General features: G+C 49.7%; 21 protein-coding genes. 13 read left to right on the top strand and 8 right to left on the bottom strand.

Translation table 11 applies throughout. The annotated features are described in order from the left end of the window. The first annotated feature begins 50 nt into the window (after nt 1-50). The 5 genes from ubiI (at nt 51) to FH968_RS08245 (ending at nt 7,054) form a co-directional block, all read left to right on the top strand. A complete protein-coding gene (gene ubiI / locus FH968_RS08265; RefSeq protein WP_139878669.1) occupies nt 51-1,253 on the top strand; it encodes an FAD-dependent 2-octaprenylphenol hydroxylase in 1,203 nt (400 codons plus the stop codon). 526 nt (nt 1,254-1,779) lie between these two features. Then, nucleotides 1,780-2,877, top strand: a complete 1,098-nt coding sequence (gene gcvT, locus FH968_RS08260) for a glycine cleavage system aminomethyltransferase GcvT (RefSeq protein WP_139878668.1) — start codon at nt 1,780-1,782, stop codon at nt 2,875-2,877. Nucleotides 2,878-2,900: 23 nt separating this feature from the next. Then, complete coding sequence (gene gcvH / locus FH968_RS08255; protein ID WP_139878667.1) at nt 2,901-3,290, top strand: glycine cleavage system protein GcvH; 390 nt, start codon at nt 2,901-2,903, stop codon at nt 3,288-3,290. Between the two features lie 76 nt (nt 3,291-3,366). Beyond that, on the top strand, nt 3,367-6,240 hold the full coding sequence (gene gcvP, locus FH968_RS08250; protein WP_139878666.1) for an aminomethyl-transferring glycine dehydrogenase: 2,874 nt from the start codon (nt 3,367-3,369) through the stop codon (nt 6,238-6,240). A 70-nt stretch (nt 6,241-6,310) separates the two neighbouring features. Continuing rightward, nucleotides 6,311-7,054 (top strand): SDR family oxidoreductase, encoded by a 744-nt coding sequence (locus FH968_RS08245; RefSeq protein WP_139878665.1) that lies wholly within the window; start codon nt 6,311-6,313, stop codon nt 7,052-7,054. 47 nt (nt 7,055-7,101) lie between these two features. Here FH968_RS08245 and FH968_RS08240 read toward each other — a convergent pair whose 3' ends face one another. The 3 genes from FH968_RS08240 to FH968_RS08230 form a co-directional block, all read right to left on the bottom strand. Next, nucleotides 7,102-7,365, bottom strand: coding sequence for a pentapeptide MXKDX repeat protein (locus FH968_RS08240; RefSeq protein WP_139878664.1), 264 nt, complete (start codon nt 7,363-7,365; stop codon nt 7,102-7,104). 108 nt (nt 7,366-7,473) lie between these two features. Next, nucleotides 7,474-8,262, bottom strand: a complete 789-nt coding sequence (locus FH968_RS08235; RefSeq protein ID WP_139878663.1) for a molybdopterin-dependent oxidoreductase — start codon at nt 8,260-8,262, stop codon at nt 7,474-7,476. 9 nt (nt 8,263-8,271) lie between these two features. Next, on the bottom strand, nt 8,272-8,883 hold the full coding sequence (locus tag FH968_RS08230) for a cytochrome b/b6 domain-containing protein (protein ID WP_139878662.1): 612 nt from the start codon (nt 8,881-8,883) through the stop codon (nt 8,272-8,274). Nucleotides 8,884-9,023: 140 nt separating this feature from the next. On the opposite strand from FH968_RS08230, the gene FH968_RS08225 reads away from it, so the two are divergent. Together FH968_RS08225 and FH968_RS08220 are read left to right on the top strand one after the other, a co-directional pair. Next, nucleotides 9,024-9,737: a response regulator transcription factor gene (locus FH968_RS08225; RefSeq protein ID WP_139878661.1), complete on the top strand. Its 714-nt coding sequence runs from the start codon at nt 9,024-9,026 to the stop codon at nt 9,735-9,737. Between the two features lie 3 nt (nt 9,738-9,740). Next, nucleotides 9,741-11,207 (top strand): ATP-binding protein, encoded by a 1,467-nt coding sequence (locus tag FH968_RS08220; protein ID WP_139878660.1) that lies wholly within the window; start codon nt 9,741-9,743, stop codon nt 11,205-11,207. Nucleotides 11,208-11,260: 53 nt separating this feature from the next. Here the strand turns inward: FH968_RS08220 and FH968_RS08215 are convergent, their stop codons facing one another. The 3 genes from FH968_RS08215 to FH968_RS08205 form a co-directional block, all read right to left on the bottom strand. Then, nucleotides 11,261-12,694, bottom strand: a complete 1,434-nt coding sequence (locus tag FH968_RS08215) for a 6-phospho-beta-glucosidase (RefSeq protein WP_139878659.1) — start codon at nt 12,692-12,694, stop codon at nt 11,261-11,263. A 165-nt stretch (nt 12,695-12,859) separates the two neighbouring features. Continuing rightward, nucleotides 12,860-13,588 (bottom strand): MurR/RpiR family transcriptional regulator, encoded by a 729-nt coding sequence (locus FH968_RS08210; protein ID WP_139878658.1) that lies wholly within the window; start codon nt 13,586-13,588, stop codon nt 12,860-12,862. Between the two features lie 36 nt (nt 13,589-13,624). After that, nucleotides 13,625-14,221 (bottom strand): HD family hydrolase, encoded by a 597-nt coding sequence (locus tag FH968_RS08205; protein ID WP_223271303.1) that lies wholly within the window; start codon nt 14,219-14,221, stop codon nt 13,625-13,627. A gap of 158 nt (nt 14,222-14,379) precedes the next feature. On the opposite strand from FH968_RS08205, the gene FH968_RS08200 reads away from it, so the two are divergent. Further along, the gene (locus FH968_RS08200) at nt 14,380-15,033 is read left to right on the top strand and encodes a hemolysin III family protein (RefSeq protein ID WP_139878657.1); all 654 of its coding nucleotides are present in this window, start codon (nt 14,380-14,382) and stop codon (nt 15,031-15,033) included. Between the two features lie 40 nt (nt 15,034-15,073). On the opposite strand, the gene ygfZ is transcribed toward FH968_RS08200, so the two are convergent. After that, complete coding sequence (gene ygfZ, locus FH968_RS08195; RefSeq protein WP_139878656.1) at nt 15,074-16,060, bottom strand: tRNA-modifying protein YgfZ; 987 nt, start codon at nt 16,058-16,060, stop codon at nt 15,074-15,076. A 247-nt stretch (nt 16,061-16,307) separates the two neighbouring features. On the opposite strand from ygfZ, the gene sdhE reads away from it, so the two are divergent. Both sdhE and FH968_RS08185 read left to right on the top strand, forming a co-directional pair. Then, complete coding sequence (sdhE, locus tag FH968_RS08190) at nt 16,308-16,574, top strand: FAD assembly factor SdhE (RefSeq protein ID WP_139878655.1); 267 nt, start codon at nt 16,308-16,310, stop codon at nt 16,572-16,574. After that, a complete protein-coding gene (locus FH968_RS08185; RefSeq protein WP_139878654.1) occupies nt 16,555-16,977 on the top strand; it encodes a protein YgfX in 423 nt (140 codons plus the stop codon). Before sdhE ends, FH968_RS08185 begins: the two co-directional genes overlap by 20 nt. A gap of 7 nt (nt 16,978-16,984) precedes the next feature. Here the strand turns inward: FH968_RS08185 and fldB are convergent, their stop codons facing one another. After that, a complete protein-coding gene (gene fldB / locus FH968_RS08180) occupies nt 16,985-17,506 on the bottom strand; it encodes a flavodoxin FldB (RefSeq protein WP_139878653.1) in 522 nt (173 codons plus the stop codon). 100 nt (nt 17,507-17,606) lie between these two features. On the opposite strand from fldB, the gene xerD reads away from it, so the two are divergent. From xerD to recJ, 3 genes are read left to right on the top strand one after another with little or no spacing between them, the layout of a single operon-like run. Beyond that, complete coding sequence (xerD, locus tag FH968_RS08175; protein ID WP_139878652.1) at nt 17,607-18,503, top strand: site-specific tyrosine recombinase XerD; 897 nt, start codon at nt 17,607-17,609, stop codon at nt 18,501-18,503. 24 nt (nt 18,504-18,527) lie between these two features. Then, nucleotides 18,528-19,244: a bifunctional protein-disulfide isomerase/oxidoreductase DsbC gene (gene dsbC / locus FH968_RS08170; protein WP_139878651.1), complete on the top strand. Its 717-nt coding sequence runs from the start codon at nt 18,528-18,530 to the stop codon at nt 19,242-19,244. A gap of 7 nt (nt 19,245-19,251) precedes the next feature. Beyond that, on the top strand, nt 19,252-20,985 hold the full coding sequence (recJ, locus tag FH968_RS08165) for a single-stranded-DNA-specific exonuclease RecJ (RefSeq protein WP_139878650.1): 1,734 nt from the start codon (nt 19,252-19,254) through the stop codon (nt 20,983-20,985). The last annotated feature ends 89 nt before the right edge of the window (nt 20,986-21,074 follow it).

Here is a 21,074-nt window from a genome sequence, read left to right as displayed (position 1 = left end):
AACAGGCTGCAACATATACGCCTGGTGACCAGGTTTACAGGAGAGTCAATTTGCAAAGCGTTGATGTGGCGATTGTTGGTGGTGGCATGGTTGGACTGGCGGTTGCCTGTGGCCTGCAAGGCAGTGGCTTGCGTGTTGCGGTGCTCGAGAACCATCTCCCGCAGCCGCTAGCACCTGAATCTGCACCGGCATTACGTGTCTCGGCTATCAATGCTGCCAGCGAAAAACTGCTGACCCATCTTGGCGCGTGGCCGAAGATTATAGCCCAGCGTGCCAGTTGCTATCATGGCATGGAAGTCTGGGATCAGGACAGCTTCGGGCATATTGCTTTTGATGATAAATCCTTTGGTTTCAGCCATCTCGGCCACATCATCGAGAACGCGGTTATCCATAATGCTTTGTGGCAACGTGCCGAACAGTGTAGCGACGTGACTCTGATGGCTCCTGTCGAGTTGCAGCAAGTCGCCTGGGGTGAAAACGAAGCATTTATTACTCTGAAAGATGGCGCAATGCTGACCGCGCGCCTGGTCGTTGGGGCAGATGGAGCAAATTCCTGGCTGCGTAACCAGGCTGATATCCCGCTGACTTTTTGGGATTATCGCCACCATGCATTAGTTGCCACAATTCGCACGGCTGAACCGCACGAAGCAGTTGCCCGCCAGGTGTTTCACGGCGATGGTATTCTGGCTTTCCTGCCATTAAGCGATCCGCATTTATGCTCAATAGTCTGGTCGCTGTCACCGCTTGAAGCAGAACGCATGCAGCAGGTAAGTGCTAACGAATTTAATCAGGCACTGTCCGTTGCTTTCGATATGCGTATGGGGTTGTGCAGCGTTGAAAGCGAACGCCAGGTTTTCCCGCTGACGGGCCGCTATGCACGCAATTTTGCCGCACATCGCCTGGCGCTGGTTGGCGACGCGGCGCATACCATTCATCCGCTGGCAGGGCAAGGTGTGAACCTGGGCTTTATGGATGCTGCAGAATTGATTGATGAAGTGCGTCGTTTGCATCGTCAGGGCAAGGATATCGGGCAATATTTGTATCTGCGCCGCTATGAACGTAGCCGTAAACACAGTGCAGCGATGATGCTTGCAAGCATGCAAGGCTTCCGCGATTTATTTGCCGGAAGTAATCCAGCCAAGAAACTGCTGCGTGATATCGGACTGAAGTTGGCAGACACACTTCCGGGTGTGAAACCGCAATTAGTTCGCCAGGCGATGGGGTTGCACGATCTGCCTTCCTGGCTTCGTTAAAATACTCGTCATACTTCAAGTTGCAGGGGTGTTGGCTGCACTCACTGACCCCCAGTCACTTACTCAAGTAAGCTTCTGGGGATCATCTCCCTTGCCGCCTACCTGCCACTCGAATTATTTAGAGCATTGAATGTGGGTGAGATCACATTACCTCATTTGAAAAATTCTAATCTCACGCATTATTTCGGATTACTTTTTTTAATGTCATGATTTTTGTGATGTAGTGAATTTGTTTCTGAAATGGTCGTAAATGTTAGCTAACGCTAAATTCTAACTAAAACACTTCTAGTTTATGCGTAGTGCTTCGCATTTTTGCAGTTGAATACTCTGCATGTCACACCTCTGGTTTTGGTCATAAGCTAATGCAATGACCATTTCCCCCTTATGGTTTACTCCCCGATTCAGTGGTAAGTTCAGGCAAAAGGTAACGTTTGCGTCGCTATCGGGATCGGTGGCGGTGCCGGGTTTCGTCTGACGAAATGAAAAGCGAACAGCGCTTTTCAACCAGATGGTTAAAGAGGAAAAAATGACTCAAAAGACCCCTTTGTTTGAACAGCACAATCTCTGCGGTGCGCGTATGGTGGATTTCCATGGCTGGATGATGCCATTGCACTACGGGTCGCAGATTGATGAGCACCACGCAGTGCGCAACGATGCCGGGATGTTTGATGTCTCCCACATGACCATCGTCGACCTGAAAGGTAGCCGTACCCGCGAATTCCTGCGTTACTTAGTGGCAAACGACGTCGCCAAACTGACCCAGCCGGGTAAAGCCCTCTACACCGCAATGCTGAATGCCTCCGGCGGTGTTATCGATGACCTGATTATCTATTTCCAGACTGAAGACTATTTCCGCCTTGTAGTGAACTCCGCTACTCGCGAAAAAGATCTGGCCTGGATTAATCAACATGCCGAACCGTTCTCTGTTTCTGTCACCGTGCGTGATGACCTATCGCTGATTGCCGTTCAAGGGCCAAACGCTCAAGCCAAAGCCGCGCAACTTTTCACTGAAGAACAACGTAATGCCGTTGCTGGTATGAAGCCATTCTTTGGCGTTCAGGCGGGCGACCTGTTTATTGCGACTACCGGTTATACCGGTGAAGCGGGTTACGAAATTGCCATGCCAAACGAAAAAGCTGCTGAGTTTTGGGCGCAGTTGGTCGAAATTGGCGTGAAACCTTGCGGATTGGGTGCACGTGATACGCTGCGTCTGGAATCCGGCATGAACCTGTACAGCCAGGAAATGGACGAGAGCATCTCTCCACTGGCGGCGAATATGGGTTGGACTATCGCCTGGCAGCCTGAAGACCGCGACTTCATCGGCCGTGAAGCGCTGGAACAACAGCGCGAGAAGGGATCTGACCAGCTCGTTGGCTTGATCATGACGGAAAAAGGCGTATTACGTAATGAGCTGCCTGTTCGTTTTACTGATGAATCAGGCAACATCCATGAAGGCGTTATCACTAGCGGAACCTTCTCGCCGACGTTGGGTTACAGCATCGCTCTGGCGCGTGTACCGGCAGGTATTGGCGAAACGGCAATTGTTCAAATCCGCAACCGAGAAATGCCTGTAAAAGTGACTAAACCTATTTTTGTTCGCGGCGGTAAAGCTGTCGCGCAGTGAATTTTGAAATCAGGAGAAGAACAATGAGCAATGTGCCGAACGAATTGAAATACAGCAAAGAGCACGAGTGGCTGCGTAAAGAAGCTGATGGGACTTACACCGTAGGTATCACCGAGCATGCGCAAGAGCTGTTGGGCGACATGGTGTTTGTTGACCTGCCTGACGTTGGCGCAACAGTAAGCACTGGCGATGATTGTGCCGTTGCTGAATCTGTAAAAGCCGCATCCGATATTTATGCGCCAATCAGCGGTGAAATCATCGCCGTGAACAACGAACTCAGCGACACCCCAGAGCTTATCAATAGCGAACCATACACCGCGGGTTGGATCTTCAAGATCAAAGCCAGCGATGAGTCCGAACTGGACGGTTTGTTGGATGCCACCGCGTATGAAGCCCTGTTAGAAGACGAGTAAGTCTTTTATTGCCCCCTCTCCTCACGAGAGGGGGCATACCGTTTCGCCTCAATGCATGTTTCAGGAATCACCGCTCATGACCCAGTCTTTACGTCAGCTTGAAAATCACGAAGCGTTTATCGACCGTCACATTGGACCGAACGCACAGCAGCAACATGAAATGCTGGAGACGGTGGGCGCTCGTTCGTTAAACGAGCTGATCGCGTCGATCGTTCCGGCTGATATCCAGCTTGCCGAGCCACCACAGGTGGGTGAGGCTGCTACAGAATTCGCGGCCCTGGCTGAATTAAAGACCATTGCCAGCCGTAACAAGCGTTTCAAAACATACATCGGCATGGGTTACACCGCGGTGCAAACTCCGCCGGTTATCCTGCGCAACATGCTGGAAAATCCAGGCTGGTATACCGCGTACACGCCGTATCAACCTGAAGTTTCTCAAGGCCGTCTTGAGGCTCTGCTCAACTTCCAGCAAGTGACGCTGGATTTGACCGGGCTGGACATTGCCTCAGCTTCTTTACTGGACGAAGCGACCGCTGCCGCAGAAGCAATGGCTATGGCCAAGCGTGTTAGCAAACTGAAAAATGCTAACCGTTTCTTTGTTGCCGCTGACGTACATCCGCAAACGCTGGATGTTGTGCGTACGCGTGCTGAAACCTTCGGCTTTGACGTGATTGTCGATGATGCGGCAAAAGTGCTGGATCATCAGGATGTGTTCGGTGTGCTGCTGCAACAAGTGGGCACTACGGGCGAAGTCCATGATTACAGCGCCCTGATTACCGAACTGAAACAACGCAAAGTCATCGTGAGTGTTGCCGCTGACTTCATGACGCTGGTTCTGCTGACGGCGCCAGGCAAGCAAGGTGCAGACATTGTGTTTGGTTCCGCACAGCGTTTTGGTGTACCGATGGGTTACGGCGGCCCACATGCCGCGTTCTTTGCTGCCCGCGACGAATTCAAACGCTCCATGCCAGGCCGTATTATCGGCGTATCCCGCGATGCCGCGGGCCGTACTGCGCTGCGCATGGCGATGCAAACTCGCGAGCAACATATCCGCCGCGAAAAAGCGAACTCCAATATTTGTACTTCTCAGGTTTTACTGGCGAATATTGCAAGTCTGTATGCGGTATTCCACGGCCCGGCTGGCCTGAAACGTATTGCAGGGCGAATTCACCGCCTGGCTGATATTCTGGCGGCTGGCCTGCAACAAAAAGGCCTGGTACTGCGTCACAAGCATTGGTTCGACACACTGTGTGTTGAAGTTGCTGATAAAGCCGCTGTTCTGGCACGTGCCGAAGCCAATGAAATAAACCTGCGTAGCGACATTCTCAATGCCGTTGGCATCACACTTGATGAAGCCACTACACGTGAAGATGTGCAGGCTTTGTTCGGTGTGTTATTGGGTGAAAACCACGGCCTGGATATCGACAAGTTAGATCAAAACGTTGCGGGTGATAGCCTGTCGATCTCAGCAGGAATGCTGCGTGAAGACGCGATCCTGACTCATCCGGTATTTAATCGCTACCACAGCGAAACCGAAATGATGCGTTATATGCACTCGCTTGAGCGTAAAGATCTGGCACTGAATCAGGCCATGATCCCGCTTGGCTCTTGCACCATGAAGTTGAATGCTGCAGCTGAGATGATTCCAATTACCTGGCCTGAATTTGCTGAACTGCACCCGTTCTGCCCGGCAAATCAGGCAGAAGGGTATCATCAGATGATCTCCCAGCTTTCTGATTGGCTGGTAAAACTAACGGGTTACGACGCGCTTTGCATGCAGCCAAACTCCGGCGCACAGGGTGAATACGCGGGCCTGTTGGCTATCCGCCGCTACCACGAAAGCCGCAATGAAGGCAGCCGTAATCTTTGCCTGATCCCAAGCTCAGCACACGGTACTAACCCGGCATCAGCACAAATGGCTGGCATGGAAGTGGTCGTTGTTGCGTGTGATAAGCAAGGCAATATTGATCTTCACGATCTGCGCCTTAAAGCTGAGCAAGCTGGAGATGCGCTTTCCTGCATCATGGTGACCTATCCGTCTACTCACGGTGTGTACGAAGAAACGATCCGCGAAGTGTGTCAGATTGTTCATCAGTTCGGCGGCCAGGTTTACCTTGATGGCGCGAACATGAACGCGCAGGTGGGGATTACTTCACCAGGTTATATCGGCGCAGACGTTTCGCACCTTAACTTGCATAAAACCTTCTGCATTCCACACGGCGGCGGCGGCCCAGGCATGGGTCCAATCGGTGTGAAAGCGCACCTGGCTCCGTTCGTGCCAGGCCATAGCGTAGTGCAAATTGAAGAGATGCTAACCCAACAGGGTGCTGTTTCTGCGGCACCGTTTGGCAGCGCATCGATTCTGCCAATCAGTTGGATGTATATCCGCATGATGGGTGCGCAAGGGCTGAAAAAAGCAAGCCAGGTGGCAATTCTGAATGCTAACTATATTGCGACTCGTCTGAAGTCTGCTTTCCCTGTGCTGTACACCGGGCGCAATGGTCACGTGGCGCATGAATGCATTCTCGACATTCGCCCACTGAAAGAAGAGACCGGCATTAGCGAACTGGATATTGCTAAGCGTTTAATTGACTTCGGTTTCCATGCGCCAACGATGTCGTTCCCGGTTGCGGGCACGCTAATGGTTGAGCCCACCGAATCAGAAGGCAAACTGGAACTGGATCGCTTTATTGATGCGATGCTGACTATCCGCACTGAAATCGATCGTGTTGCGCGTGGTGAATGGCCATTGGAAGATAACCCGCTGGTTAACGCCCCGCACACGCAGGACGAAATCGTAGCTGACTGGACGCATCCATACACCCGCGAGTTGGCGGTATTCCCGACGGGCCACGGCAACAAATACTGGCCGACTGTGAAACGTCTGGATGATGTGTTTGGTGACCGTAATCTGTTCTGCTCTTGTGTTCCAATGAGCGAATACCAGTAATAACAGTTGCATGAAGTATCTTAAGGGCACTTCGGTGCCCTTTGTTTTATCTGTAAATCAGGAGGTTGAAATGGGAGTGGTACTGGTAACTGGCGGCAGCCGTGGTATTGGTAAATCTACATCGCTGCTGTTGGCGCAATCTGGTTACAAAGTCGTCGTAAATTATCAACGTAATAAACAGGCGGCGGATGAGGTGATTAACACTATTCGCGAAGCTGGCGGTGAAGCCATCGCCATCAAAGCGGATATTTCCGATGAGCTGCAAGTTATGGCGATGTTCGTGGAAATTGACAACGCATTCGGGCCGGTTAGCGCATTGGTCAACAACGCCGGAATTCTGTTCCAGCAATCCACCATTGAAGAGCTCACGGCCGAACGTATTAACCGTGTTCTTGCAACCAACGTAACGGGCTATTTTCTCTGTTGCCGCGAAGCGGTAAAACGTATGGCTTTCCGTCATGGCGGGGAAGGTGGTGCGATTGTTAACGTTTCATCGGCGGCTTCGCGCTTAGGCGCTCCAGGCGAATATGTTGACTATGCTGCGTCAAAAGGCGCGGTAGATACGCTAACGACCGGGCTTTCTTTAGAAGTGGCGTCGCAGGGTATTCGCGTTAATGGTGTGCGCCCCGGGTTTATTTACACCGACATGCACGCGTCTGGTGGGGAAGCAGGCCGAGTCGACCGCGTAAAAGATCTCTTACCTATGAAGCGTGGTGGGCAACCGGAAGAAGTCGCGCAGGCAATTGCCTGGCTGCTTAGCGACAAAGCCTCTTACGTGACGGGCAGTTTCCTCGATTTGGCTGGCGGTAAATAAAATAAATGGCAATCACCTGAATACTCAAGTGACTGCCATTATTCGGGTTATTGTTTTTTACTCATATCGTCTTTAGACATATTATCTTTGGTCATCTTGTCTTTGGACATATGATCTTTAGTCATGCCATTCTTAGACATATGCTCTTTCGACATACAGTCTTTTTTCATACTGTCTTTAGAACAGTCATGGGACATTTTCTCCATGTTATCTTTCGCCATACTATCTTTCGCCATACTATCGGCCGCATTAGCGCCAGCAATACCAAAGAATAATGCTGAGCACATCAGAGCAGCGTAGAGTTTTTTCATTTTTTATTTCCTCGTCGTGTTATTAACTACAGATGGTAACTACATATAACCTTTAGCATTTGAGTTGCAGCCAATAACTCTGCAACTTGAAGGATGACGGATATGTTGTTAGCTGCCGCCAAACCAGTTATAGCCCTGGTCCTCCCAGTAACCTCCTGGGTAGCGATTAGTGACTTCCATAACCAAAATATGTTTTGGGTTTTTATAGCCAAGCTTGGTAGGCATTCTTAATTTCATTGGAAAACCATATTTACGTGGCAATATTTGGCCATCGTAAGTGAGTGCAATAATGGTCTGTGGGTGAAGTGCGGTTGCCATATCAATGCTGGTGTAATAATCATCAGCACATTTGAAGCTAACGTAACGGGCGTTCAGATCGGCACCAATACCCTTAAGAAATAAAGAGAACGGCACACCTCCCCATTTGCCAATAGCGCTCCATCCTTCAACGCAGATATGGCGCGTTACTTGGCTGACCTGCGCCATCTGGTGTAATTGTGCTAGCGTCCATGGGCGCTTATCAGCCACCAGGCCTGCAACCTCCAGACGATAATCGTCACCATTTATAACGGGAGCTTCGTCCTCACTATAAAAAGCATTGAAAGGAAACGGGCGCGTCATCATGCTTTCAGGATAAACCGGAGCCAGATCGTTGGCATTAAATAACATCGCCTGGATGCGATCGTTAAAGCGTGAAATACCGCTTAAAGTGGTTTCGACTGATTTGTTATCACTAATATCGCAACCGGTCAGCATCATTAAACCGCCGAGCGTTAAACCTTGTTTTAAAAATCGGCGACGGCCTTCAGACGATAACTGCTTATTAATTTGCTGTGTCGCATCCTGAATAATGGCAGCTTTGTCGGAATCAGAAAAAATCTTATTTTTATTGTTCATTTTTTTCCCTTATCGCCCACGCAGCATGGCGAGTAAAGTTTTGGGAACCAATGCCACCATAATTAGATGAATGACAACAAATGCGACCATTCCGGACATAGCAAAGAAATGAATAATGCGCGCAGTGTCATAACCGCCGAGTAATTCCCTTAACAGCGGAAACTGCACCGATTTCCACACGACCAAGCCGGAGCAAACCAGAATGATCCCGTCGATCATCACAAACAGATACGCCAATTTTTGTACCGTGTTGTAGTGGCTGAGATCCTCATGAGCCAGCTTTCCACGCAGCGCAGCTAAAAAATCGTTTATTAATTCGCGTGGTGATAAAGGCCAAAATTTGCGTTTCAGGCGACCACTGAAAATATTAATCAGCAGGTAAATCACACCATTAATGCCGAATAACCACATCCCTGCAAAATGCCACTGCAACGCGCCTCCTAACCAGCCACCGAGTGTTAACTCATTCGGAAAACTGAAATTAAACAACGGCGAGGCGTTATAAATGCGCCATCCGCTGGTGACCATAATGAGTATGGCGAGCGCGTTCAACCAGTGGCAAACCCTTAGCCACCGTGGATGAACTATGGCGGGTTTAACCTGAAACGTTGGCGTATCCATAGTTTTATTTCCCGTTATTGCGTTGTAATGAGTGTGGCCTAAATCTGTTCGCCAAAGTCTCACGAAAAGTTAAATTAAATGTGATAACTCGACGCTCATTTGTTGTATAGACTTCCTGTAACTGGTGGATAAAAGGCGAAGTGATGAAGCCCAAAAAATTATTAATTGTTGAGGACGACGAAAATATTGCTGAACTTTTGCAGCTGCATTTGCGAGAAGAAGGTTTTGAAATTGTCCATGCGGCAGATGGTTCACTGGGGCTGGAATTACTTAAACAGGGCGGTTGGGATGCGCTGATTCTTGATCTCATGTTACCGGGCGTCGATGGCCTGGAGATATGTCGCCATGCGCGCACCATGACGCGTTACACGCCGATCGTAATGATCAGCGCCCGTTCAAGTGAAACGCACCGGGTTTTGGGTCTGGAGCTTGGAGCCGATGACTATCTGGCAAAACCTTTCTCGATGCTGGAACTCGTGGCGCGAGTCAAAGCGTTATTCCGCCGCCAGGAAGCCATGAGCCAGAACTTGATGCAGGATGCAGGAACGCTGACATTCGAACGGCTCACCATCGATCCGTTAGCCCGTGATGTTCGCCTTAGAGAGCAACCTGTTGAGCTTACGCCGCGCGAGTTTGACCTGCTGTGGTTCTTTGCCAAACATCCGGGAAAAGTTTTTTCACGCCTCAATCTGCTCAACCAGGTTTGGGGCTATCAACACGAAGGTTACGAACACACGGTTAACACCCACATCAACCGGTTACGCATCAAGATTGAAGATAACCCCGCAGAGCCCGAGTTCATTCTTACGGTGTGGGGAAAAGGGTATAAATTTATTGCGCCGCGACACGAGTAAACCATGAGAAAACTCACTCTTTCACAACGCCTGACTCTGGTGTTTGCGTTGCTGCTAATCACCTCTTGCTCATTGCTGGGGTGGTTGCAAATTCGCAGCAGCACGCAGTACAGCCAGGCGGTTGTCCAACAACTTTCGGGTTCGCTTGCCGAACACATCAACCAAAGCTACCCATTGCTTGGGCAAGATGGCCTGAATAATGAATCCGTGCGTACACTGTTTGATCATTTGATGACGGTAAACCCAAGTGTGGAAGTTTATCTGTTAGACGAGAAGGGCAATATCATTGGTGATGCAGCACCTCCCGACCATATCAAACGCCATCGCGTCGATTTGGAACCAATTCAGTCGGCGTTAAATGAACGTCAGTATCCTATCTACGGTGACGACCCGCGCAGTGTGGATGGAAAGAAAGTTTTTAGTGTCGCCCCGATGCGGCAAAACGGACAAATTAAAGGTTATCTGTACGTCATTTTGCTCGGTGAAAATTACAATGCGCTGGCAAGCGACGCGCAATTTAATGCCATTTCCAGGGTGGTTTTGCTTTCTATCGGTCTGGTCGTCCTTTTAGGGCTGCTTGTTGGGGGACTGGCGTTTCGTTGGATAACCCGGCCACTTCGTTCGCTCTCGCGTCAGGTTAACGCGCTGGAAACCGGTGGTATGGCTGAAATGCAGGCGATGGCCGAGCTGCCGCTTGATAAAGAGCAGAGCAATGACGAAATAAGACTGTTGCGCCAGGGGGTTACCATGATGGCGCGGCGAATTTCGGAGCAATGGCATCGCCTGTCGCAGCAAGACCAACTCCGCCGCGAGTTTATTGCCAATATTTCCCATGACTTACGCACGCCACTGACGTCTCTTCACGGCTATCTGGAAAGTTTATCCGTAATGTCAACGACACTTTCTGAAGCCGAGAAAAAGCGCTATCTGGAAATTGCGTTAGCGCAAAGCCAAAAAGTGCGGATGCTCGCGCAGTCTTTGTTTGAATTGGCTCGTCTTGAATACGGTGTCGTGAAGCCGCAAAAAGAACATTTCTGCCTCGGTGAATTATTGCAGGATGTGTTCCAGAAATTTGAACTGATGACCCAAACACGGCAACTACAATTAGTGGCTGATATACAGCCTGGTTTGCCATTGATTGATGCTGATTTGGGGATGATTGAACGGGTGCTCACCAACTTGCTGGATAATGCGATTCGTCATACGCCGGAAAAGGGGACCGTCGCAGTGCGCCTGTGGAAAGAGGGTGAAAAAGTGATGGTGCAAATTAGCGATAGCGGGCCGGGTATTCCACAGGAACTCAAAGAGGGTTTATTTGTGCGGCCTTCGATTGTTAATCAGTCGCACATCAGAGTCGGCGGGTTAGGGCTGATGATTGTGCGCCAGATGTTGCAGCTGCATGGTAGCGATATTGCGCTGGTGGAAAGACCTGAAACCGGTGCCTGTTTCCGCTTTGGTTTACCTATCTAAAAAGAAAAGCCCCGCTTGCTCGTGCACCCGGGGCTTTTGGCATATCAAATTAATCAGATATTTTCGCCGTTGCTTGCAATCACTTCTTTGTACCAGTTAAAGCTCTTCTTACGTGAGCGGGACATGTCGCCAGTGCCGTCATCATGCTTATTCACATAAATAAAGCCATAGCGCTTGCTGTACTGACCGGTAGTGAAAGACACACAGTCGATACAGCCCCACGGGGTATAACCCATCAGGTCAACGCCATCGTAGGTTACTGCTTTCATCATTTCGGCAACGTGCGCTTTCAGGTAGTCGATACGGTAGTCGTCGTTGATTGAGCCGTCTTCTTCCACTTTGTCATAGGCACCAAACCCGTTTTCGACGATAAACAGCGGTTTTTGGTAGCGTTCGTACAGCTCGCACAACGCATAACGCAGGCCAACGGGGTCAATTTGCCAGCCCCAGTCGGATGCTTTAACGTGTGGGTTCGGCACGCTGCCCTGGAAGCCAGATAATGCATCGCCGCTGCCACCTTCTGCTTTCACGGCGTTTGTCATGTAATAGCTGAAGCCGAGGTAATCGCACACACCCTCACGCAGGATTTGCTCATCGCCTGCTTCCATTTTGATGTTGAACTCGCGGCGCTCCCACTCATTGAGTACATAAGATGGGTAGTAGCCGCGCAGTTGTACGTCGGTGAAGACATAACGTTCTCGCATGGATTCCTGAGCGTACATCTGGTCTTCTGGTTTGCAGGAGTACGGATATAGCGGCACCATTGCCAGCATGCAACCGATCTTCATCTCTGGATTGATGCGGTGACCAATCTTCACCGCCATTGCGCTTGCGACGAACTGGTGATGAAGAACCTGGTACATCACTTCTTCTGGATTATCGTGTTCGGTATAAACCACACCGGAGCAGCAATAACCGAACAGCGGTGCGCGCCAGTTGCGTTGGTTATTGATCTCGTTAAAGGTCATCCAGTATTTCACTTTGCTCTTGTAGCGTTCAAACACCACTTCGGCGAAGCGAACAAAGAAATCAACCACTTTACGGTTAGTCCAGCCACCGTATTCGGTAACCAGATAATGTGGCATTTCAAAGTGGGAGAGGGTGATAACTGGCTCGATGTTGTATTTCAGTAATTCATCGAACATGTCGTCGTAGAACTTCAGCCCTTCTTCATTGGGTTGCAGCTCGTCGCCTTTAGGGAAAATACGCGTCCAGGCAATTGAGGTACGGAAGCATTTGAAACCCATTTCGGCAAACAGAGCGATGTCTTCTTTGTAGCGCCCATGGAAATCGATGGCTTCGTGGTTTGGATAATATTTGCCAGGAATAACTTCTTGAGTGATTTCACGTGGTACACCGTGTGCGCCACCGGTTAACACATCACAAATACTTGGGCCTTTACCTTCTTTGTTCCAGCCACCTTCAACCTGGTGTGCAGCAACAGCCCCGCCCCATAAAAAGTCTTTTTGTAAGGTCAGTTTTTTCATATTTGTTCATCTCACGGTTAGCGCGAAGAATAATGTGGGATACATCACATTCTGGCGTTAAGTTATTAAGCTCTGTTCTGGAGTCTAACAAATGAGATTTGATTGTCACGATATAACAAATCACGGTTATTGTGATTTGTTACATAGAAAAAACAGACTGTTTTTTTATGCCATTTTCTTAGCCAATTTGCGGCCAATGGTTTCCAGAATATAAATGACAGGGATTTGTGTCGTGATGTCATAAACCCCACCGACGCGGGTCAATGGAATATGCCAGGAGATATTAAAATCGGCGAGCTTTGCCAACGACGAGTTTTCGTGGCTGGTTATAGAGAACACCTTGCAGTTGTGCAGGCTGAATTGGCTGGCGAAACGCAGGATCTCTTCGGTTTCGCCGGAAACAGAAAGTACAATCGCCAGTGCATTCTTTGCCATATCATTGGTGACGGGAAAATAAGGATCATCAATATGATTACTAAATTTCCCGACGTTAGAAAAGAAACGTGCACCATATTTTGCTAGTGCGCCGGATGTTCCTGCGCCAACAAATATAATGCGTTCGGAAGAAAAAATAATATCAACGGCGCGGTCAATTAAATTATCAAACTCTTCATTATTGGTACTTTTAAAAAAGCTGATGATTTCGCTGGGACCAAAATTAACTAACTGCTCTTCGTTTTGTTCCAGGTATAATTTAAAACGCACGCGAAATTCAGAATAACCTTCGCACTTTAGCTTGCGGCAAAAACGCAGTACGGTAGTCGTAGAAACACCTACCGCATCGGCTAACTCGCGGATAGTCATGTACATCACTTTGTCACGGTTTTTGATGACAAAGTTGTAGACCAACATTTCTAGTCCGTTGAGATTAGCAATTGCCGCATGAGTAAACATGGTACGTCTTCCTGAATGTTACAAAGAAGAAAGGGTTTAGCGTAACCAGCCCTTTTCTTGCGCTGAATATAAATGACTGACGACATGTTGCCATAATTCGGGCCAGCTTTCGCCCACCAGCGCATTGCGCGTCAATACTTGTTCAAGGGAAATTCCATTCTCGCGCCAGCTTTGCCCTTTATTATGCAAGTTTTGCAGAATAGGCAAAATTCTATCCAGTGCGCCAGCAAACCGGGCGTCTGCACTTACACCGGCTTCATATTCTAGCCAGAGTTGCAAAAATTGTGTGCTTTGTGGTTCAGGAAGCAGGCCAAAAAGTCGTTTAGCGGCGATGGCTTCTTTCTCGGCAATAGCTGCTCGTGCGGCAAGATCGTAAACCAGGACATCTCCAACATCTATCTCGACAATATCATGCAGTAATGCCATCTGGACGACGCGGGAAATATCGACATCTTCTGGTGCGAAAGGGGCAAGACTCATCGCGGCAACGGCGAAATGCCAACTGTGTTCTGCGGAGTTTTCCTGGCGACCATGGCCGATAATCTTAGTACGGCGCTCAACAAGTTTGAGCTTGTCGATTTCCATCAGAAAGTTAATCACTTCACTCATTGCACCAAAGGCCATTTGCGTCATCCTTGTACTCCATTCGTTAAGCATTAGTGGCAAGATTGTATAGGGGCAGTTATGACATCTGGCAGATTTATTTTAGCGTACATGTGTTCGCTGGAATCATTCTCAGTTATGCTAACTGCGATGTATTTTCCCTCTTTTGTCTCACCGGGAGTAGCCATATGGTTGATAAACCATTAATTAAGAAAGGGTATTCACTGGCGGAGGAAGTCGCCAATAGTATTAGCCACGGTATTGGGCTGGTGTTTGGGATTGTTGGGTTGGTTTTGTTACTAGTACAGGCGGTGGATGCCAAGGCGAGTGTGACGGCGATAACCAGTTACAGCCTGTACGGTGGCAGCATGATTTTGCTGTTTCTCGCTTCAACGCTGTATCACGCTATCCCGCATCAACGCGCCAAAGTCTGGTTGAAGAAATTTGACCACTGCGCGATTTATTTACTGATCGCCGGGACTTACACACCATTTTTACTCGTCGGGCTGGATTCACCTCTGGCACGTGGGCTGATGATTGTTATCTGGGGACTGGCGCTGGCTGGGATACTCTTCAAGCTAACTATCGCGCATCGCTTTAAGGTATTGTCGCTCGTTACTTATCTGCTGATGGGATGGTTATCGCTGGTGGTGATTTACCAGATGGTTATCAAACTCGCTCCAGGCAGCGTAACGCTACTGGCGGTTGGTGGCGTGATTTACTCTTTAGGCGTTATTTTCTACGTCTGTAAACGCATTCCCTACAATCATGCTATCTGGCATGGCTTTGTACTGGGCGGCAGTGTTTGCCACTTCCTCGCCATTTACCTGTATATCCACTAGATCTGTCGCCCCCGTAATCGGGAGCGACGGTTAATCACTACTACTCGTCTTCTAATGAATAAGGCAGTCGCTCAATAACCAGTTGGCTGCCGCTATCATCGCGAACACGTAGTACGCTATCGGCTTCCAGATCGTTGTTCATCACCACTTGTACCAGAACGCGGCCATCATCAAGCTGACTTGCTGCCAATACGGTGCCGGTACGACGCCAGTTGTCGCCCATTTTCAATTCCAGGTCTTCGCCTGCTTCAGGTAACCGGCTGGCATTGCCTGCGAGATACCACAGCGCACGCTTGTTAGCGCCACGGAACTTCGCGCGCGCCACCATTTCCTGGCCGGTGTAGCAGCCTTTTTTGAAGCTGATGCCACCCAACGCCTGAATGTTGGTTGCCTGCGGAATAAACTGTGCGCTGTTGACACTATCAATGACTGGAATGCCTGCTTCAATTTCCAGAGCCAGCCATTGCTGGCTATCGTTACGCTGCGCTTCGCCGTGTAATTTATCAGCCAGCATCTGCGCTGTAGCTTCATCGGTCACCAGCATGAAACGCTCGGCAGGCAGCTCAAACCAGAGCAGCGTTGTTGCGCCTACTTGTACGACTGGATTCTCAGCATCGGGTAATGTTCCAAACACATTGGCAAGTGCTGCACGAGCCTGAAAACCAGCGACGCCCAGAAGTACACTTTCATCATCAGGTTCGATGCTAACTTTGGAAAATACCGCATATTTTTTTAATTCGACCAACTGTGCGTCACGCAGATTGCGGCGCTCAATCAGTGCAAAACCTTCGCCACGGTGGAACAGACGTAGGTTGCTCCACATTTTTCCTTTCGCGTCACAATGCGCGCAAAGGGTATGCTGGTTTGGAGTCAGTTGTGCAATGTCAGCAGTGACCTGGCCTTGCAGATACGGTTCTGCATCTTTGCCCGTCACGTTTGCCAATGCCCAATCATCAAGAGTCATGAGTGTTAGCGGCAGGCGCGCTGCAGCGGTAGGCTGACGTGGAGGAAATGGAGTGAAAGCCATAATTATGTCCCAGGTTATCCAGCGGATGAATAAGCTCAATGGTAAAAGAGCCATTCGGCAATGCAAGCAGTTTGATACTGTGGAGCGTGCGCTTACGGGATTTCTCGCAAGGTTAATGTAACGATAATGCCTTGCAGATATTTCTCACGATAGAATGCGCAAACAGTAACATTCATTTAATGCGTATCATGAAAACACGTTACACTAAGATTTGTACCTTCTATATCAGATTACCAGGAAAGAGCACATGGATATCAATAACAAAGCCCGAATTCATTGGGCGTGCCGCCGGGGAATGCGCGAGTTGGATATTTCGATTATGCCATTCTTCGAATATGAATATGACTCGTTAAGCGCTGAGGATAAGCAGTTGTTTGTCCGTTTGTTGGAAAGTGATGATCCTGACCTGTTCAATTGGTTAATGAATCATGGCAAACCGGCAGATACAGAGCTGCAACGGATGGTGACAATGATTCAGACGCGGAATAAAGAACGTGGTCCTGTGGCAATCTGATCTTCGCGTCTCCTGGCGTGCACAATGGCTATCTCTTCTGGCTCACGGTCTGGTTGCACTGTTTGTGCTGCTGATGCCGTGGCCGATGAGCTATACGTTAATCTGGATGCTTCTGCTTTCGCTGGTGGTATTCGACAGTGTACGCAGCCAGCGACGTATTCATGCTTGCCAGGGTGAAATGAAACTCCTGACTGATTACCACCTGCGGTGGCAGAATCAGGAGTGGGAAATTGTCGGTTCACCATGGGTATTACGCAGCGGTATGATGCTGCGCTTACGCCGTGTTGGGCGTAAACGCAGTCAGCATTTATGGTTATCTGCCGACAGCATGGATATAGGTGAGTGGCGAGATTTACGTCGCCTGATGCTGCAACAACAGGCGAGTGGAAGCGGAGAAGTTTGAATCTCTGTCAGGCAAATTTCTCGGCCATTTCTGCGAGAATTTGCTCACACCAGTTTTCGATTCGCTCGTCGCTTAAATCGTACTGATTGGTTTCATCAAGCGCCAGGCCAACGAACAGTTGCCCATCGGCAATAACCGGTTTCGGGCTGGTAAACTCGTACCCTTCGGTTGGCCAATAACCAATAAACTGCGCGCCTCGCGGGGCAAGTTTCTCATGTAGCATACCGAGTGCATCAAGGAACCATTCGCCATAACCGAGCTGATCACCCATGCCATAAAGCGCAACCGGTTTGCCAGCAAGATTCAGATTATCCAGTTGATCCCAGATGGCTTCCCAGTCTTCCTGTAATTCCCCGAAATCCCAGGTAGGAATACCGAGAATCAGCACATCGTACTGTTCCATCATGGCGGGTGAATCATCTTTCAGATTGTGCAGTGTCACCAGTTCGGGGCCAATGATGTCACGAATTTTTTCAGCAGCCATTTCGGTGTAACAAGTGCTGGAGCCATAAAAAAGGCCAATGTTCATCGCGTTAACAACTCTTTTAAAAACGTGCAGGGTTGCAAGTGTATCAGATCCCATTGTGCATCATGCATAATGGACACAATTCACCAAAAGTGAGGCAGTTGTGGAACAGGATCAGGCCCGAATCGAACAATTCCTGGATGCGCTTTGGCTTGAGCGGAATTTGGCACAAAACACGCTGGACTCCTATCGCCGGGATCTGAAAATGGTGGCGGAGTGGCTTGAACGCCATGAGCTGAACTTGCTGAATGTGCAAACCGGTGACTTGCAGTCGCTGTTTGCAGAGCGCCTTGAAGGCGGCTATAAAGCAACAAGCTCGGCACGAATGCTGAGCGCTATTCGTCGGTTGTTTCAGTATCTCTACCGCGAAAAATTGCGCGATGACGACCCGAGCGTGATGCTCTCATCGCCAAAATTACCGCAGCGTTTGCCTAAAGATTTAAGCGAAGCTCAGGTAGAGCGTCTGCTCCAGGCTCCCTGTATCGATCAGCCTATCGAGTTGCGTGACAAAGCGATGCTCGAATTATTGTATGCTACGGGGTTACGCGTATCGGAGCTAGTCGGCCTGACCATGAGCGACATTAGTTTACGTCAGGGCGTGGTGCGGGTTATCGGTAAAGGCAATAAAGAACGGCTCGTGCCGATGGGCGAAGAAGCGGTTTATTGGGTTGAAAACTACCTTGAGCATGGCCGACCCTGGCTGCTTAATGGCGTGTCGATTGATGTGGTTTTCCCAAGTAATCGCGCACAACAGATGACGCGCCAGACATTCTGGCATCGCATCAAACATTACGCAGTTCAGGCCGGTATCGACAGCGAAAAGCTATCACCCCATGTTCTGAGGCACGCTTTTGCCACGCATTTACTGAACCATGGTGCGGATTTACGAGTCGTACAGATGTTGCTTGGACATAGCGATTTGTCCACCACACAAATTTATACGCATGTAGCGACAGAACGTTTACGTCAGCTACATCAACAACACCACCCACGAGCGTGAGTGGTAGAAGATAAAGGAATCATCATGAAAAAGCGTTTGTGGCTGCTCCCATTATTAGCGGCTTCTGTGTCCAGTTTTGTTCATGCTGACGACGCAGCAATCAAGCAGTCTCTTGCTAAGTTAGGCGTGCAAAATGCCGACATTCAGGCAGCACCTGTAGCGGGTATGAAAACGGTATTAACCGATAGCGGTGTTCTGTATGTGACTGAAGACGGCAAACACGTTATTCAGGGGCCGTTGTATGATGTAAGCGGCGCTCAGCCGGTTAATGTCACCAACAAATTGCTGGTGGGTAAGCTTAACGCGCTCGAAAAAGAGATGATTATCTACAAAGCGCCGCAAGAGAAACATGTCATCACGGTATTTACCGACATCACCTGCGGTTACTGCCACAAGCTTCATGAAGAAATAAAAGACTATAACGCGCTGGGCATTACCGTGCGTTACCTGGCCTTCCCACGCCAGGGTCTGCAAAGCCCGGCTGAAAACGATATGAAATCTATTTGGTGCGCGAAAGACCGCAACAAAGCCTTCGATGCAGCCATGAAAGGTGATGCAGTCACCGCTGCAACGTGTGACACCAATATCGCGAACCATTACAACCTCGGCGTGCAATTTGGCGTGCAGGGGACTCCGGCAATTGTGCTGAGCAATGGCACAGTTATCCCAGGTTATCAGGGGCCGAAAGAGATGAAACAAATGTTGGATGCGCATCAGCAACTCACGAATGTGGGCGGGTAGTTAACGGGTGAAACAACAAACGCAACTTCGTCGCCGTACGGTTGATGAATCAGTGGTGTTACCCCAGGAACTGCATCCACTTTTAAAGCGTCTTTATGCAAGTAGAGGCGTGCGTGGCGAGCAAGACCTGGAACGCAGTGTCAAAGGGATGCTGCCATGGCAGCAATTGAATGGCATGGATAAGGCCGTTGAGCTGCTGCATAACGCTTTTCGCGAAGGCCTGCGAATCATCGTTGTGGGTGATTTTGATGCCGATGGCGCGACAAGTACCGCGTTAAGTGTGCTGGGTTTGCGCAGCCTGGGTTGCCAAAACATCAGCTATCTTGTTCCCAACCGTTTTGAAGATGGTTACGGTTTAAGCCCGGAAGTGGTGGATCAAGCTCATGCGCGCGGTGCGCAAATGATCTTAACCGTCGATAACGGCATCTCTTCTCATAGCGGCGTTGAGCGTGCCCATCAGCTTGGCATTCCGGTGGTGGTCACTGACCATCACTTGCCAGGGCCAGAACTGCCTGCGGCAGAAGCAATCATCAACCCGAACCTGGCCGACTGCGAATTTCCGTCAAAATCACTCGCGGGTGTCGGTGTTGCCTTTTATCTGATGCTGGCGCTGCGTGCGCATTTACGTGATTGCGGCTGGTTTGAACAACAAGGTCTAGCTATTCCAAATTTGGCAGAACTGCTGGATCTGGTGGCGCTGGGTACCGTAGCTGACGTTGTGCCGCTTGATACCAACAACCGTATTTTGACCTGGCAAGGCTTGAGCCGTATTCGTGCAGGCAAATGCCGCCCGGGGATTAAGGCACTGCTTGAAGTCGCTAACCGCGAGCCTCATAAGCTGGCAGCAAGCGACCTGGGTTTTGCTTTGGGGCCACGTCTGAATGCTGCTGGGCGCCTGGACGATATGTCCGTGGGTGTTGCGTTATTGCTCAGTGAAAACATCGGTGAAGCGCGCATGCTTGCCAATGAGTTGGACGCGCTCAACCAGACGCGGAAAGAAATTGAGCAGGGCATGCAGGTTGAAGCACTGACGCTGTGCCAACAGCTCGAACATAGCCACGATGAACTGCCGTATGGTCTTGCGATGTACCATCCCGACTGGCATCAGGGCGTTGTCGGGATTCTGGCTTCACGCATTAAAGAGCGTTTTAACCGCCCGGTTATCGCCTTTGCACCAGCAGGCGACGGTACGCTTAAAGGTTCAGGTCGCTCTGTGCAGGGCTTGCATATGCGTGATGCCCTTGAGCGTCTCGATACCTTGTATCCCGGTATGATGCTGAAGTTTGGCGGTCATGCGATGGCAGCGGGTTTGTCGCTGGAAGAAGCCAAATTTGACGATTTCCGACAGCGCTTTGGCGACCTGGTTGGTGAATGGCTCGATCCTGCTTTACTGCAAGGCGTTATTTGGTCAGACGGGGCAATCACAGCCCAGGAAATGACACTGGAAACTGCCGAAATGCTGCGGGATGCCGGGCCATGGGGGCAGATGTTCCCGGAGCCTTTGTTTGACGGTAAATTCCGCTTGTTACAGCAACGGTTGGTGGGCGAACGTCATCTTAAAGTGATGGTTGAACCACTTGGCGGTGGGCCGCTAATTGACGGCATCGCCTTCAATGTGGATACCACATGCTGGCCAGACAACGGCGTGCGTGAAGTTGAGCTGGCCTTCAAGCTCGATGTAAACGAGTTCCGTGGTAATCGCAGTGTGCAGTTATTAATCGACCATATCTGGCCTATATAGCCCCATTACTTGGCTATATAGGGGCAACCAACGCTATAAAAAGCGGCGTAAATCCGGTAAACTTTCCGGTCTACGACCGCATTTTCGTC

Origin of the sequence: Buttiauxella sp. B2, assembly GCF_006376615.1 — a bacterium.
Classification (GTDB): domain Bacteria; phylum Pseudomonadota; class Gammaproteobacteria; order Enterobacterales; family Enterobacteriaceae; genus Buttiauxella.
The sequence above is the reverse complement of the archived record's forward strand: the minus strand, read 5'-3'. Positions and strand labels throughout refer to the sequence as shown.